The 15602-nt window shown below is 73.5% G+C and carries 13 protein-coding genes; 4 read left to right on the top strand and 9 right to left on the bottom strand.

The window, feature by feature from the left end; translation table 11 throughout:
- Positions 1–44 precede the first annotated feature (44 nt).
- The 3 genes from WA762_RS34615 (at position 45) to WA762_RS34605 (ending at position 2995) form a co-directional block, all read left to right on the top strand.
- The gene (locus tag WA762_RS34615) at positions 45–1067 is read left to right on the top strand and encodes a dihydrodipicolinate synthase family protein (protein ID WP_335941557.1); all 1023 of its coding nucleotides are present in this window, start codon (positions 45–47) and stop codon (positions 1065–1067) included.
- The gene (locus WA762_RS34610; RefSeq protein ID WP_335941555.1) at positions 1051–2079 is read left to right on the top strand and encodes a hydroxyacid dehydrogenase; all 1029 of its coding nucleotides are present in this window, start codon (positions 1051–1053) and stop codon (positions 2077–2079) included. The genes WA762_RS34615 and WA762_RS34610 overlap by 17 nt, the downstream gene beginning before the upstream one ends.
- A 67-nt stretch (positions 2080–2146) precedes the next feature.
- The gene (locus WA762_RS34605; protein ID WP_335941554.1) at positions 2147–2995 is read left to right on the top strand and encodes a fumarylacetoacetate hydrolase family protein; all 849 of its coding nucleotides are present in this window, start codon (positions 2147–2149) and stop codon (positions 2993–2995) included.
- Positions 2996–3073: 78 nt separating this feature from the next.
- Here the strand turns inward: WA762_RS34605 and WA762_RS34600 are convergent, their stop codons facing one another.
- From WA762_RS34600 to WA762_RS34580, 5 genes are all read right to left on the bottom strand, one after another.
- Complete coding sequence (locus tag WA762_RS34600) at positions 3074–4780, bottom strand: flavin monoamine oxidase family protein (protein WP_335941553.1); 1707 nt, start codon at positions 4778–4780, stop codon at positions 3074–3076.
- A gap of 80 nt (positions 4781–4860) precedes the next feature.
- The gene (locus tag WA762_RS34595) at positions 4861–5658 is read right to left on the bottom strand and encodes a carbon-nitrogen hydrolase family protein (RefSeq protein WP_335941552.1); all 798 of its coding nucleotides are present in this window, start codon (positions 5656–5658) and stop codon (positions 4861–4863) included.
- A gap of 172 nt (positions 5659–5830) precedes the next feature.
- On the bottom strand, positions 5831–6322 hold the full coding sequence (locus WA762_RS34590) for an Lrp/AsnC family transcriptional regulator (protein ID WP_335941551.1): 492 nt from the start codon (positions 6320–6322) through the stop codon (positions 5831–5833).
- Positions 6323–6445: 123 nt separating this feature from the next.
- Positions 6446–7903, bottom strand: coding sequence for an aldehyde dehydrogenase family protein (locus WA762_RS34585; RefSeq protein ID WP_335941550.1), 1458 nt, complete (start codon positions 7901–7903; stop codon positions 6446–6448).
- Between the two features lie 191 nt (positions 7904–8094).
- Positions 8095–9561 (bottom strand): GuaB1 family IMP dehydrogenase-related protein, encoded by a 1467-nt coding sequence (locus tag WA762_RS34580; RefSeq protein ID WP_335941549.1) that lies wholly within the window; start codon positions 9559–9561, stop codon positions 8095–8097.
- 347 nt (positions 9562–9908) lie between these two features.
- Here WA762_RS34580 and WA762_RS34575 point away from each other — a divergent pair, with 347 nt between their 5' ends.
- Positions 9909–10931 (top strand): terpene synthase family protein, encoded by a 1023-nt coding sequence (locus tag WA762_RS34575; protein ID WP_335941548.1) that lies wholly within the window; start codon positions 9909–9911, stop codon positions 10929–10931.
- 114 nt (positions 10932–11045) lie between these two features.
- Here the strand turns inward: WA762_RS34575 and WA762_RS34570 are convergent, their stop codons facing one another.
- From WA762_RS34570 to fmt, 4 genes are all read right to left on the bottom strand, one after another.
- Entirely contained in the window at positions 11046–12062 is a 1017-nt protein-coding gene (locus WA762_RS34570; protein WP_335941556.1) for a sugar-binding transcriptional regulator, read from the bottom strand.
- 150 nt (positions 12063–12212) lie between these two features.
- Positions 12213–12896, bottom strand: a complete 684-nt coding sequence (gene rpe, locus WA762_RS34565; protein ID WP_335941547.1) for a ribulose-phosphate 3-epimerase — start codon at positions 12894–12896, stop codon at positions 12213–12215.
- Positions 12897–13053: 157 nt separating this feature from the next.
- Positions 13054–14487, bottom strand: a complete 1434-nt coding sequence (locus tag WA762_RS34560; protein WP_335941546.1) for an RsmB/NOP family class I SAM-dependent RNA methyltransferase — start codon at positions 14485–14487, stop codon at positions 13054–13056.
- Between the two features lie 77 nt (positions 14488–14564).
- The gene (gene fmt, locus WA762_RS34555) at positions 14565–15497 is read right to left on the bottom strand and encodes a methionyl-tRNA formyltransferase (RefSeq protein ID WP_335941545.1); all 933 of its coding nucleotides are present in this window, start codon (positions 15495–15497) and stop codon (positions 14565–14567) included.
- Between the last annotated feature and the right edge of the window lie 105 nt (positions 15498–15602).

Genomic DNA, 15602 nt, shown 5'->3' with positions numbered 1-15602 from the left:
CCACTCCCCCCGCCCAGTCCGTCACCGACCGTTCCGCGTCCGCCCTGGAGGCGCTCGCGCACGGCGCGGTGATCCCCGCCCACCCGCTGGCCCTGCACGACGACGGCTCCTTCGACGAGCGCCGCCAGCGGGCGCTGACCCGCTACTACCTGGCCTCGGGCGCGGGCGGTGTCGCCGTCGCCGTGCACACCACCCAGTTCGAGATCCGCGAACCGGCCATCGGCCTGTTCCGGCCGGTGCTGGAACTGGCCGCCGAGACGATCGACGCCGAGGCCGGCCGTCCGTTCGTCAAGGTCGCCGGGGCCTGCGGGTACACCGCGCAGGCCGTCGCCGAGGCCGAGACCGCAGCCGCGCTGGGCTACGACGCGGTGCTGCTCAGCCCGGCCGTGCCCGGCGCGGACGAGAAGGGCCTGCTGGACCGGGCGCGGGCGGTCGGGGAGGTGCTGCCGGTGATCGGCTTCTACCTCCAGGAGGCCGTCGGAGGGCGGTATCTGTCGCCGGAGTTCTGGTCGGCCTTCACCGACCTGCCGAACACGGCCGCGGTGAAGATCGCCCCGTTCGACCGCTACCGCACCGCCGACGTCGTACGGGCCGTCGCCGCCGCCGACCGCGCCGGCGAGGTGGCGCTGTACACCGGCAACGACGACGACATCATCGGCGACCTGCTCACCCCGTACGAGACCGCGGGCGGCGAACGGCGCTGGTTCGCGGGCGGGCTGCTCGGGCAGTGGGCGGTGTGGACCACGTCCGCGGTCGCGCTCCTGGAGGACGTCCGCCGGGCGCGCGCGGGCGACCACGAGGCCATGGTGCGCTGCCTGGCCCGCCGCCCCGAGCTGACCGACGCCAACAGCGCGGTCTTCGACGTGCGCGGCGCGTTCCGGGGCTGCATCGCCGGGGTGCACGAGGTGCTGCACCGGCAGGGCCTGCTGGCGAACATCCGCTGCCTGGACCCGGCCGAGACGCTCTCCCCCGGGCAGGCCGAGGAGATCGGCCGGGTGGCCGCCGCCTACCCGTGGCTGACCGACGACGCGTTCGTCGCGGAGCACCTCGATGACTGGCTGTCCTGAACCCGCCGGCGCCGCCCGCGACCGGGTGGTCGTCGCCGTGCCGCCCCGGCTGCGGGAGGAGTTCTTCACCGCCGAGGTGTGGCGGGAGCTGGAGCGGGCTGCGGAGCCGGTGGTTCTGGACGACCACACCGACCGGGCGGCGCTCGCCGCCGCGCTGCCGGGCGCCCGGGCGCTGATCACCTCGTGGGGCGCGCCCCGGGTGGACGCCGGGCTGCTGGCCTCGGCGGACCGGCTGGAGCTGGTGGCGCACACCGGATCGGCGGTGGCCCCGTACGTCACCGAGGACGTGTTCCGGCGGGGCGTCGCGGTCACCCAGGCCGGTGACGCGATGGCCCGCCCGGTCGCCGAGGTGGCCCTGGCGTTCACCCTCGCCCTGCTGCACCGCATCCACCGCTTCGACCACGCCCTGCGCGGCGGAGCCGACTGGGACGAGGCCGGCCAGGCCCCGCCGCGCCACGAGATCCACGGCAGCGACGTCGGGGTCGTCGGCGCCTCCCGCACCGGCCGCGCCTACATCGCCCTGGCCCGGGCGATGGGCGCGCGGGTGAGCGTCACCGACCCGTATCTGTCCGAGGCGGACGCCGAGGCGCTCGGCGTGGACCCGGTCCCGCTGGAGACGCTGCTGACGCGCAGCCGGATCGTGGCCGTGCACGCGCCGGTCACCGAGGAGACGCACCGGATGATCGGCGCCGCGCAGCTGGCGCTGATGCCGGACGGGGCGGGCCTGGTCAACACCGCGCGGTCGTGGCTGGTCGACGAGGAAGCGCTGCTGGCGGAGGTGTCCTCGGGGCGGCTGGACGCGGCGATCGACGTCTTCGACGCCGAGCCGCTGCCCGTGGACCACCCGCTGCGCTCCCTGCCGAACGTGCTGCTCACCCCGCACCAGGCGGCGGGCACCGTCGAGTGCCGCCGACGGCTCGGCGCGAGCGCCGTCGACGAGGTGCTGCGGCTGCTCGCCGGCCGTCCCCCGGCGCACGCCGTCACCGCCGACGCCCTGGCCCGCCTGCACTGACGGGCCCGGCGCGAAGCTCCCCTCCCGTACCCCCGAACACCCCGAAAGACCAGGAGAGTTCACCTCCATGCGATTCATGCGCATCGGCCTGCCCGGCCACGAGCGCCCCGTCCTCGCCGGCCCCGAGGGCCGTCACTACGACCTCTCCGGGATCACCGGCGACATCGACGGCGCGTTCCTCGCCGCGCTGGCCGAGGACCCGGACCTGGTGCCGGACCCGTCGGCGCTCCCCGCGACCGACATCACCGGCGAGCGGATCGGCGCCCCGGTGGCCCGCCCCTCCGCGCTGCTCTGCATCGGCCAGAACTACGCGGCGCACGCGGCGGAGTCCGGCAGCGAGCCGCCCGAACAGCCCATCCTCTTCTACAAGTCGCCGAACACGGTCGTGGGTCCCCACGACGACGTGCTGATCCCGCGCGGCTCGAAGAAGACCGACTGGGAGGTGGAGCTGGCCGTCGTCATCGGCCGCCGCGCGTCGTACCTGGACTCCCCCGCCGACGCCGCCGCGCACATCGCGGGCTACGCCGTCAGCAACGACGTCTCCGAACGCGCCTTCCAGCTGGAGGAGTCGGGCGGCCAGTGGTCCAAGGGCAAGAGCTGCGCCACGTTCAACCCGCTGGGCCCGGTGCTGGTGACCGCCGACGAGGTCGGCGACCCACAGGGGCTGCGGCTGCGCAGCTTCGTCAACGGCGAGCCCCGGCAGGACTCGAGCACCGCGGACATGATCTTCGGCGTGGCGCATCTGGTGCACCATCTGTCGCAGTACCTGGTGCTGGAGCCCGGTGACATCGTCAACACCGGCACCCCGCAGGGCGTGGCGCTGTCCGGCCGCTTCCCGTATCTGGGGCCGGACGACGTGATGGAGGTCGAGATCTCGGGCCTGGGCCGTCAGCGCAGCCTCTGCCGGCCGGCCTGACGCGGACCGGGCACGGCGCGGCCCCGCTCCCCCGGAATGCGCCGCCGGGGGGCGGGGCCGCGCCGTTCTGTACGCCCCTCAGTCCTCCGGGAGTTCGACCGGGGCGATGTCGTCGAAGACGTCACCGGGGCCGGGGTTGGTCGGGTCGGTCGCGCCGCCGAACCGGGTCATCACGCCCCAGACGGCGTTGAGCGCGGTCTGCACGGCGCCCTCGGCCCACCCGGCCGTCCAGGAGATGTCGTCCCCGGCGAGGAAGACGTTCCGCCGGTCGGCGGGCAGCCGGTCCTGCATGAAGTGGGTGAACAGCCGCCGCTGGTAGCGGTAGTGGCCCGGCAGGTTGGCCTTGAACGCGCCCATGAAGTAGGGCTCGTTCTCCCACGAGACGGTGACCGGGCTGCCGATGATGTGCTTCCTGATGTCGACGTCCGGGTAGATCTCGCCCAGCGACTTCAGCATGACCTCCATCCGCTCGTTCGCGGAGAGCGGCAGCCACTTCAGGCTGTCGTCGCACCAGGTGTACGAGAGGCAGATGACGGCGGGCCGGTCGGGGCCGTCGTCCAGCAGGTAGGTGCCCCGGGTCATGCGGTCGGTGAGCGTCATCGACATGCGGTCCCGCCCGGTCGGGACCCCCCTGTCGTCGACGGCCTCGTCCCGCCAGAACGGCCGGTCGACGGGGACGAACAGCTTGGACGACTCCATGTAGTGGGTGCGCTCCATCGCCGTCCAGTGGTCGATCGGGAAGAGCGCCTCGTCGCAGTCGATCTTCGAGAGCAGCAGCCAGGACTGTCCGGTGAAGACGGCCGCCGGGTAGGTGCGGATGTCGCCGCTCGCGTCGGTGACGGTGATCCGGTTCCCGGCGGTGCGGGTCAGCCGGGTCACCGCGGGGCGCGGTTCGCCGTCGTGCAGCGAGGACAGCGAGGTGCCGAGCGGCCAGTGGACGATCTTGCGCGGCTCGCGTTCCCAGAGGCGCAGCGGGAGCTGCTGGCTGCCGCCGACGATGGAGCGGTGGTGGTCGTCCGCCTCGGTGTAGACGACGCGCAGGATCTCCAGGATGGAGTTGGGGAAGTCGGTGTCCCAGCCGCCGGTGCCGAAGCCGACCTGGCCGAAGATCTCCCGGTGCCGGAACGAACGGAACGCGTCGGAGTCGCAGAGGAACCCGTAGAAGGTCTGGTTGTCGAGCTCGCGGACGAGCCTCGACCACAGCTCCCGGATGCGCGGCACGTCGCGTTCGCGCATCGCCCGGTTCATGTCGGAGAAGTCGGCGTCCTCCTCCAGGCACCGGTTCCAGGCGTTCATCACGTCCCGGTACACCTGAGGCAGGTCGTCGATGGTGCGCGCGTAGTGGGACTCGCCCTTGAGGTCGACGACGGTCGACGGGGTGGCCGGGGAGAGCGGGTTGGGGAACGGCCTGGTCTCCAGGCCCACCAGGTCGATGTAGTGCTGGAGCGCGGTGGAGGACGGCGGGAAACGCATCGCGCCCATCTCCGCGGTGAGTCCGGGGTCGCAGCCGTCGAAGCCGACGGTGCGCAGCCGTCCGCCGATCCGGTCGGCCTCGTAGACCACGGGCCGCAGGCCCATCTTCATCAGCTCGTACGCGGCGACGATGCCGGAGAGCCCGCCGCCGACGACGGCGACCTCGGAGCCGTGCTCGGTCGCCGGAATCTGCCCGAGCCCCGCGGGGTGGGCCAGATAGTCGTCGTACGCGTACGGGAAGTCCGGCCCGAACATGGTGATCGGCCCGTCGGCGTCGGTGTGCTGGGCGGCGTTGGGCACCGTGGACGTCATGGGGTGCGGACTCCTTGCGCGGAAACGGGTACGGCGGAACGGGAACGGTGGAACGGTGAGGGAGGAGGCGGGCCCGGGGCTCAGACGAGGGAGCCGTACAGGCCGGGGCGGCGGTCGCGCAGATACGGGTTGACCGCGCGCGAGTCGCCGAGGAGGGCGGGGTCGACGTCGCCGACGACCAGTTCCTCGCCGCGTCCGGCGCGGGCGCGGACGGCGCCGTCGGGGCCGGCCAGGCAGCTCAGTCCGAGGAACTCGAACTCGCCCTCCGGGCCGGTCCGGTTGGCGTACGCCACGTACATCTGGCTCTCGAAGGCCCGGACCGGTACGAGCGATTCGGCGACGAACGGGAAGGGGTGCATCAGCGCGGTCGGCACCAGCAGCAGGTCGGTGCCGGCGAGGGCGTGCGCGCGGACGTTCTCCGGGAACTCGACGTCGTAGCAGATCAGGACGCCGACGCGGACGCCGTCCAGTTCGGCCTGGACGACGGGCTGCTCGCCGGGGGTGAACCACTCCTGCTCGAAGGGGCCGAAGAGGTGGGTCTTGCGGTAGTTCGCCAGGGCGGCGCCGTCCGCGCCGACGAGCCGTGCGGCGTTGAAGAGCCGCCCGCCCGCGCGCTCCGGGTAGCCGTAGAGGACCGCCAGTCCGTGCCGGGCGGCGGTCGCGGCGACGGCCTCGGCGGAGGGCCCGTCGGCCGGTTCGGCCAGCCGGGACACGTCGGCGCCGATGGCGTACCCGGTCAGGAAGAGCTCGGGGGCGACCAGGAGCCGGGCCCCGGCGTCCGCCGCCCGCCGCGCCGCGTCGTCGAGGGCCGCCAGGTTTCCGGCCACGTGTCCGGGACGTCCGGAGCTCTGGAGCAGGGCGGTGCGCAACGACGGCATGGCTGACCTCGGGCGATGGGGCGGCGGGGACGTAACGACGGTACGGTTCGCCGCTCGGGGCGGACAAGGCGCGAGCGTTGCGCATCCACCGTCGATCCATTGCGTCGCACGGGCCCGTCGCGGCGATTCGTTGCGCGAGGCGTCTTCCCAGGTCAGGCGGGTGACGCGGGTCTCATTCCGCGGTCCGGGCCGACGTCGTGCCGCGCTCCGGCTCCGGCGGCCCCGAGGAGTACCGCCGCAGCAGCGGCGACAGCACCAGCACGGACTTCGTCCGCTCCACGTACGGCTCGCCCGCGATCCGCTCCAGCACCTGCTCGAAGTGGCGCATGTCCGCGGCGAAGACCTGGACCAGCGCGTCCGCCTCGCCGGTCACCGTGGACGCCGAGGCGATCTCCGGGTAGCGGGCGAGCCCCTGTCTGATCGCTTCCGGCGAGGTGTTGCGGCGGCAGTGGATCTCGATGTAGCCCTCGGTCTCCCAGCCCAGCGCGGCGGGGTCGACCCGTACCGTGAATCCGGTGATCGCGCCCTCGGCGCGCAGCCGGTCCACGCGGCGTTTGACGGCGGGGGCGGAGAGGCCGACGAGCGCGCCGATGTCGGCGTAGGAGCGCCGGGCGTCTTCGGCGAGGGCGTGGACGATGCGTTCGTCGAGGTCGTTCAGGCGCACGTCGGGCGGTTCACTTCTCTGCGATGGTCTGCTTCGGGGCGGCACGGGGCCGTCCCCGAAGTAGACCACGGCGCCGCCGCGCCGGGCGCGAGCCGCGGGGTGCGGCGGGCGCCCGGCGGCCGGTCAGAACGGGAAGCGCGAGCGGCCGTACTGCACCGAGATCCACTTCTGGGTGGTGAACGCCTCGATCATCGCGTCGCCGTTCAGCCGGCCGAGGCCGGAGCTCTTCTCGCCGCCGAACGGGACGACGGGCTCGTCGTGGACCGTGCTGTCGTTGATGTGGATCATGCCGGTGCGGATGCGCTGCCCGACCCGCACGCCGCGCTCGATGTTGCCGGTGTGCACCGCGCCGCTCAGCCCGTAGGGGGTGTCGTTGGCGATCCGCACCGCCTCGTCCTCGCCGTCGAACGGCACGAGGAGTGCGACCGGCCCGAACAGCTCCTGGGACAGCACCGGCGATCCGGCGGGCAGCCCGGTCAGCACGGACGGGCTCACCAGGTTGCCCTCGGCCCGGCCGTGCAGCAGGGCCGTGGCCCCGTCCTCCACCGCCTGGTCGACGAGCGAGGTGATCGCCTCGGCCTGCGAGGCGTTGATCAGCGGGCCGATCACGGTCCCCGGCTCCGCCGGGTCGCCGACGGGCAGCGACGCCACCTTGGCGACGAACTTCTCGGTGAACTCCTTCTCCACCTTGCGGTCGACCAGGATCCGGTTCGCGGCCATGCAGACCTGGCCCTGGTGGACGTACCGGCTGAAGACGGCCGCGTCCACGGCGTAGTCCAGGTCGGCGTCGTCGAGGACGATCAGCGCGCTGTTCCCGCCGAGCTCCAGCACGGCGCGCTTGAGGTTGGCCGCGCACACCGTGGCGACGTGCCGGCCCACCTTGTCCGAGCCGGTGAAGGAGATCACCTGCGGCACGGGGTGCTCCAGCAGCGCGTCGCCGATCTCCGCGATGTCGGTGACCACGACGTTCAGCAGGCCGGCCGGCAGCCCCGCGTCCTCGAACACCTTCGCCACCAGGGTGCCGCCGCAGACCGGGGTGTTCTGGTGCGGCTTGAGGACCACGGCGTTGCCCAGCGCCAGGGCGGGGGCGACCGACTTCAGCGACAACAGGAACGGGAAGTTGAAGGGGCTGATCACCCCGACGACGCCGACGGGCACCCGGTAGACGCGGTTCTCCTTGCCGTCGGTCGGCGACGGCAGGATCTGCCCGGCGGGCCGCAGCGCGAGCCGGACCGCCTCCCGGAGGAACTCCTTGGCCAGGTGCAGTTCGAAGGCCGCCTTCAGACGGGTGCCGCCGAGCTCCGCGACGATCGCGTCGCTGATCTCCGGCTCGCGCTCCTCGACGATGCGCAGCGCCCGCTCCAGCACCAGCCGCCGGTCGTAGGGGTTGGTGTCGCCCCAGGCGCGCTGGGCGGTCTCGGCCGCACGGTACGCCTGGTCCACCTCGTCGGCCGTGGCGACCGTGATCGAGGCGAGCTTCTCCCCGTCGTACGGATTGAAGTCGATGATGTCCCAGGACCCCTTGCCCGGCCTCCACTCTCCGTCGATGTACTGGTGGGCCAGGTCAGTGAAGAAGGACATGAGATCCCTTACCGCAGAGAGGCGGGCAGCTGATAGCGGCTCATATTACTGACCCGGGCGTCCAGTTGAAGCGGCGGCCACGCCACCCGTGGAGCGGAACCGGACAACCGCGCCCCGCGGACCCGGAAAGGGCGTCGCCCCTCACGGCTCGAACGGCCATGAGGGGCGACGGGGTTGCGCCGGACGCCGGATCAACTCCAGCTGGCGTGCAGCGGCTTGCCCTCGGCGTATCCCGCGGCGCTCTGCACGCCGACGACCGCCTTCTCGGTGAACTCCGCCAGGGACGCGGCGCCGGCGTAGGTGCAGGAGGAGCGGACGCCCGCGACGATCGAGTCGATCAGGTCCTCCACCCCGGGCCGGGCCGGGTCCAGGAACATCCGCGAGGTGGAGATGCCCTCCTCGAAGAGCGCCTTGCGGGCCCGGTCGTACGCCGACTCCTCCGCGGTGCGGTTGCGCACGGCGCGGGCGGACGCCATGCCGTAGGACTCCTTGTAGAAGCGCCCGTCGGCGGTCTGCTGGAGGTCGCCGGGCGACTCGTAGGTGCCGGCGAACCAGGAGCCGACCATCACGTTGGACGCGCCCGCCGCGAGCGCCATCGCGACGTCGCGCGGGTGCCGGACGCCGCCGTCGGCCCAGACGTGCTTGCCGTGCTTCCTCGCCTCGGCGGCGCACTCCAGGACGGCCGAGAACTGCGGCCGGCCCACGCCGGTCATCATCCGGGTGGTGCACATGGCGCCGGGTCCGACCCCGACCTTGACGATGTCCGCGCCCGCCTCGACGAGGTCGCGCACTCCCTCGGCGGCGACGACGTTGCCCGCGACGACCGGCACCCCGGGGTCGAGCGCCCGAACCGCGCGGACCGCGCTGATCATGGAGTCCTGGTGCCCGTGGGCGGTGTCCACCACGAGGGTGTCGACGCCCGCGTCGAGCAGTTGCTTCGCCTTGCCCGCGACGTCGCCGTTGATCCCGACCGCGGCGGCGATCCGCAGCCGCCCGGCGGCGTCGGCGGCGGGGGTGTACAGGGTTGCGCGCAGCGCGCCCTTGCGGGTGAGGATGCCGACGAGCCGGCCGTCCGCGTCGACGGCGGGCGCCAGCTTGCGGTGGGCGCCGTCGAGCTGGTTGAAGGCGTCGCGCGGCTCGATGTCCGCGTCCAGCAGCACCAGGTCCCGGGACATGACCTCGGAGAGCTGGGTGAAGCGGTCGACCCCGGTCAGGTCGTGCTCGGTGACGACGCCGACGGGCCGGTGGCCCTCGTCGACGACGACGCCCGCGCCGTGCGCGCGCTTGGGCAGCAGGAACAGGGCGTCGGCGACCGTCTGGCCCGGGGTGAGCACGATCGGCGTGTCCAGGACCGGATGGCGCGCCTTGACCCAGGCGACGACGTCGGTGACGACGTCGATCGGGATGTCCTGCGGGATGACGACGAGCCCGCCGCGGCGGGCGACCGTCTCGGCCATCCGGCGGCCCGCGATGGCCGTCATGTTCGCCACGACCAGCGGGATCGTGGTGCCGGTGCCGTCGGGCGAGGAGAGGTCGACGGCCTGGCGGGAGCCGACCGCCGAACGCCCCGGGACCATGAAGACGTCGTCGTACGTGAGGTCGTACGGGACCGAGGGGGAATCTGTGTGGCGACCGGTGCCGGGCTCAAGAAAACGCATGATGCTCATTTTTTCACACGAAACGGTGCAGGGCGCTTCCAGAAAGTGACAGCGAACGGCCCCGGCGCTCGTGCGTTCCTCCAAGCCCGACGGCCGGGGCCCCGGCGCCGCAATCCAGCGGAATCCGGCCGTCCGCGACGGCGCGGGCCCGGCCCGGCGCCCTCGCCCCGGACGGCTGCCCCGTACGGCCCGGATCATTCACGATCATCATCCCTGGACCTGGCGACAAGGGGTCGGGTAGCTTCAAAACCCGCAGGTCCCGTGGGTCGCGACGAAGCCCCCCAGAAGGAGGCGGAGGAGTCACAACCTCCGCCAGTGGTACGACCGGAGAGGATCAGGACCCCGTCGTGGATAGTGAACTGCCGGACATCTACTGCCCGTTCCCCCAGCGGACGAATCCGCACGTCGGACACACCCGGGTCCACCTCGACGACTGGACCCGCAAGACCGGTCTGGTGCACCGGGATTCGGCCAGGGAGCGTTTCGAGCAGGCGGACTTCGGCGCGTTCGTCGGCATGGTCTATCCGACCGCCGACGCCGAAGGACTCGACCTGGTCGCCGACTGGTTCGTGTGGCTGTTCCTCGTCGACGACCAGCTCGACGACGGGCACCTCGGCCGCAGTCCGGAGCGGGTGCGCGACGTGGTGGCGATGATGCGGTCCGTGATCGAGGGCCGGGGCGTCGAGAGCGTGCCGGACGAGGAGCTGCCCGCCGCCGTGGTCGCCCTGGTCGACCTGTGGGAACGCACGACGCCGGACGCCGCCCCGCACTGGCGCACCCGGTTCGGCTGGCACCTGACGAAGTACCTCACGACGACCACCACCTGGGAGGCCGGGAACCGCGCCGCCGGCGTGGTGCCGTCCGAGGAGTCCTACATATCCCACCGGCGGCACACCGGCGCGATCCACGTCTGCATGGACCTGATAGAGATCGTCGCCGGGATCGAGGCCCCCGAGTCGATCCACAACGACGCCCGGTTCATCACCGCGCTGGAGGCGTCCTGCAACGTCGTGTGCTGGGCGAACGACGTGTACTCGTACGAGAAGGAGCAGATGCTCGGCGAGATCCACAACCTCGTCCATCTGGTCCGGCACCACCGGGGCCACGGCAAGCGGCAGGCGCTGGAGCACGTCTGCGCGGAGACCGACCGGGAGACCAGGCGGTTCCTCACCGCCGAGGCCGAGCTGCTGAGCGCGTACCCGCAGCTCTCCGGCACGCTCCTGCCGTATCTCGACGGGATGCGGAGCTGGATGCGCGGCAACCTCGACTGGTCGCGCCAGACCCCGCGCTACAACCCGGACGAGGTGAGCCAGTACGAACGGCCGGAGCAGTATCTGGAGGCCACGGTCCTGGGCGTCGCCCGGGACTGAACCGGCCGGAGGGCCCGCCCCGGACGGCGGTGGCGACATCCGTCGGCGTCCGGGGCGGGCCCTTCCCGGCTCCGGCCGCCCGGCCGCCGGCCGGGCGGCCGCCCCACGGCCTTCTCAGGCCCCGTCCGGGTCCGCCCGCTCCAGCGCCGGGCGCCGGGGCGCGGCCGACTCGGTCAGCAGGTACTCGGCCGCGGCCGTATCCGTCACCAGGCTGGTGACCAGGCCTGACCGCAGCACCGCGCCGATCGCGGCGGCCTTCCGCCGCCCGCCCGCGATCGCCACCACCTCCGGGATCCGGCGCAGCCGGTCGGCCTCGACCGTGATGCACCGCTCCCCCAGGTCCCGGCCGACCCGGCGTCCCTCCGTGTCGAAGAGGTGCGCCGACATCTCGGCGGCGACGCCGAGCGAGGCGTAGTGGGCGCGCTCCTCGTCCGTGAGCATGTCGTGGACGGTGGAGATGCCCGGCTCCCAGGACCCGATGGACACCGCGGCGACCGTCACCTTGTCGAAGTACTCGAAGGCGCGGGCGATGCCGGTCTGGTGGCGCAGCGCGGCGGCCGTGGCGGAGTCGGGGAGCAGCATCGGGGCGTAGATCGGGTGGGCCTCGCCGCCCGCCACCTGGGCGGCCCGCCGGACCGCCTCCACCGAGCCGCGCTCGGCCGTCCCCGCGTCGTACACCCCGGTCAGCTGCACGACGGTGCACGGGGGCAGCCGGTCCAGGGCGGCCGCCATGTGGATCGTGGAACGTCCCCAGGCGAGCCCGAGCACATCGCCCTCGGTCACCAGTTCGCCGAGCAGATCGGCCGCGACCTCCCCCAGGTTCTCCGGGTCGGGCGCGTCGTCCGGCTCCTCGGCGGGCGATTCGACGACCACCGCGTGACGCAGTCCGTAGCGGGCCCGGAGGGCGTCGGAACGCTCGGCGTCCAGCTCGGCGGGGACACGGATCTCGATGCGCACCAGGTCGCGTTCGAGCGCCGTCTCCAGGACCCGGGCCACCTTGAAGCGGCTGACACCGAACTCCTCGGCGATCTGGATCTTCGACTTTCCTTCGAGGTAGAAGCGGCGGGCCATGGCCGCCGCCTGCACCAGCTCCGCGGGCCCCATCCGCAGGGCGGACCGTCCCGCCGACATTGCAGACACCGCGATCTCCTCACTGCTGTTCACACTCTCGATACGCCGTTCATCCTGTCAGATCCGGCGATCCCTGACCGGTCCCGTCGGACCGCGTTCATCTGCCCTTGGCCGGGCCGACGTCCGTGCCCGGCCGGCCGTGGCGCCGGGTCAGTGGCGGCAGGCCCAGGCGGCCGAGGCGGTGGCCGCGTCGGCCCTGGCCCGCAGCGCGCGGACCGCGGCGGCCGGGTCCTCGGCCCCGTACACCGCCGAACCCGCCACGAAGACGTCCGCACCGGCCTCGGCGCACCGCTCGATGGTCTCCTCGGAGACGCCGCCGTCGACCTGGAGCCAGAGGTCGAGTCCGTGCTTGGAGATCAGCTCCCGGGTGCGGCGGATCTTCGGCAGCATGATGTCCAGGAACGCCTGGCCGCCGAAGCCCGGCTCCACCGTCATGATCAGCAGCATGTCGAGCTCGGGGAGCAGGTCCTCGTACGGCTCGACGGGCGTCGCGGGCTTCAGCGCCATGGAGGCGCGGGCGCCCTTGGCCCGGATCTCGCGCGCCAGCCGCACCGGGGCCGCGGCGGCCTCCACGTGGAAGGTGACGGAACCGGCGCCCGCCTCGACGTACTGCGGAGCCCAGCGGTCCGCGTCCTCGATCATCAGATGGCAGTCCAGCGGGGTGTCCGTTGCCCGGCTGAGCGATTCCACGATCGGGACGCCGAGGGTCAGATTGGGGACGAAGTGGTTGTCCATCACGTCGACGTGGAGCCAGTCGGCGCCGTCGGCCGCCTTCGCCTCCTCGGCGAGACGGGCGAAGTCGGCGGACAGGATGCTGGGGTTGATCTGGGCCATGTGCCAAGCCTGCCATGCCCGGCGCCACTTCCCCGCCCCTGCGCGGGCCAAAGCCTCACGGGATCGTCACAGTTCGCGGGTTCCGGTCCCGGCCATTGCCCCGATCCGGACGTTTCGGCCCGCCGCGCCGGGCGGCCGGTCCCGCCCGGCCGGGGCCTCAGCCGGTGCGCCGCAGCAGCGCCAGGTACATCGCGTCCGTGCCGTGCAGATGCGGCCACAGCTGGACGTCGGGGCCGTCCCCGAGCGCGGGCACCCCGGGCATCAGCGGCCGGGCGTCGATCCACTCCGCCCGGACCGGCGAGCCGCCTCGCCCCTTGAGCACGTCCTCGACGACGACCCGGGTCTCCGCGAGATGCGGCGAGCAGGTCGCGTAGCCGACGACGCCGCCGGGCCGCACCGCCGCCAGCGCCTCGCGCAGCAGGCCGCGCTGCAGGGGCGCGAAGCCCTCCAGGTCCTCGGGGCGGCGACGCCAGCGCGCCTCCGGGCGGCGGCGCAGCGCGCCCAGGCCCGAGCACGGCACGTCCATCAGGATCCGGTCGAAGGCGCCGGGCCGCCACGGCGGTCGGGTGCCGTCGGCGGTGATCACCTGATACGGACCGGGGTTGCCGGTCAGCGCGCGCTCGACGAGGCGGGCCCGGTGCGGCTGCTTCTCGGCGGCGAGCAGGGCGGCGCCGCGCTCCGCGGCGAGCGCGCCGAGCAGGGCGGCCTTGCCGCCCGGGCCGGCGCAGCCGTCGAGCCAGCGGGAGTCGCGGCCCTCCAGCGGGGCGGCGGCGAGAGCGGCGGCCACCAGCTGGCTGCCCTCGTCCTGCACCCCCGCCCGTCCCTCCCGGACCGCGTCCAGGGCGCCCGGCTCCCCGCCCTCCGCCATCCGCACGGCATACGGCGACCAGCGGCCGGGCAGGCCGTTCCCCTCGCCGAGCGCGGTGAGGAGCTCCCCGGGGGTGGAGCGTCCGGGGCGGGCGACGAGCGTGACCTCGGGCCGCTCGTTGTCGGCCTCGAGGAGGTCCTCGATCCCGGCGCGGCCGCCGCCCAGCGCGTCCCAGAGCGCGGAGACCACCCACCGGGGATGCGAGTGCACGACGGCGAGGTGGTCCTCGGGATCCTCGTCGTACGGCGGGGCGACGCGCGTGAGCCAGCCGTCGAGGTCGTCCGCGGAGACCTTCCGCAGGACGGCGTTGACGAACTTGGCCCGCCCCTCGCCGAGCACCGCCCGAGCCAGTTCCACGCTGGCGGAGACCGCGGCGTGCGTGGGGATGCGGGTGCCGAGCAGCTGGTGCGCGCCCATGGCGAGCACGTCGAGGACCGGCGGGTCCACCTCGCGCAGCGGCCGGTCGATGCAGGCCGCCAGAACGGCGTCGTACGTCCCCTGGCGGCGCAGCGTGCCGTAGACCAGCTCGGTCGCCAGCGCCGCGTCCCGGCTGTCGAAGCCGCCCGCGGCGCGGGCCTTCCTCAGCAGCGGGGGCAGGACGAGGTTGGCGTACGCGTCGCGTTCGTCGACCGCCCGGAGCGCCTCGAAGGCGAGGAACCGGACGGGGTCCTTCTTCGGGCGGCGATGGGGCCTGGCGGGACGGCGACGCTGCTGGTCGTTCACGTGAAAGGTGCTCCGCTGGTGGTGAGGGGCCGAACCCGACAAGCCTAAGCCCTCCGCGGGATCCGGCCCCGGGCCGCTCAGACCCCCAGCAGCTCGCCGTGGGCGATCCGCACGCCCCGGGCCCAGTCCGCCCCCCGCATCGGCTTCTTGCCCTGCGGCTGGACCCAGAGCAGTTCGACGGCGTGCGAGCCGGTGCCCGCGTACACGTTGTTCTTGGCCACCGACAGCTCGCCGGGGGCCAGGTCCGCGCGGTCCAGCACCGGGGCCGTCTGGACCAGCTTCAGGCGTTCGCCGCGGAACAGGGTCCACGCGCCGGGGGCCGGGGTGCAGCCGCGCACCACCCGGTCGACCCGCAGGGCCGGATCGGACCACCGCACCCGGGCGTCCTCGGCGGTGATCTTCGGGGCGAGGGTGACGCCGTCGGGGGGCTGCGGCACGGCGTGCAGGGTGCCGTCCTCGATGCCGTCCATGGTCGCGACGAGCAGCCCGGCCCCGGCGAACGCCAGCCGGGTCAGCAGGTCGCCGCTGGTGTCGGTGGGCCGCACCTCCTCGGTGAGCACGCCGTACACCGGGCCGGAGTCGAGCCCCTCCTCGATCAGGAAGGTCGACGCGCCGGTCACCTCGTCCCCGGCCATCACCGCGTGCTGGACGGGGGCGGCGCCGCGCCAGGCGGGCAGCAGCGAGAAGTGGAGGTTGACCCAGCCGTGGGCGGGCACGTCGAGCGCGGGGCGGGGCAGCAGCGCGCCGTAGGCGACGACCGGGCAGCAGTCCGGGGCGATCTCCCGCAGCCGGGCCAGGAAGTCCTCGTCGCGCGGCCGGGCGGGCTTGAGCACCTCGATCCCGGCCTCCTCGGCGCGCTCCGCGACGGGGCTGGCGACCAGCCGGCGGCCCCGCCCGGCCGGGGCGTCGGGCCGGGTGACGACGGCCGCGACCTCGTGCCGGCCGGAGGCGATCAGGGCGTCCAGGGCGGGGACGGCTACCTCGGGGGTGCCTGCGAAGACGAGCTTCATGGGTGGCTGACTGCCTCTCGGGCCGGAACGTACGGTCGGGAACAACGCGGGGCCGGCCAGGCTCCCGGGACGGCGCCTCCGCCCGCCCGCCGGCCGGCCCCAAGT

The sequence above is a fragment of the Streptomyces tyrfis genome, assembly GCF_037034285.1.
In the GTDB taxonomy this organism is placed as follows: domain Bacteria; phylum Actinomycetota; class Actinomycetes; order Streptomycetales; family Streptomycetaceae; genus Streptomyces.
Note: the sequence above shows the minus strand (reverse complement) of the source record. Positions and strands in the feature narration are given on the sequence as shown.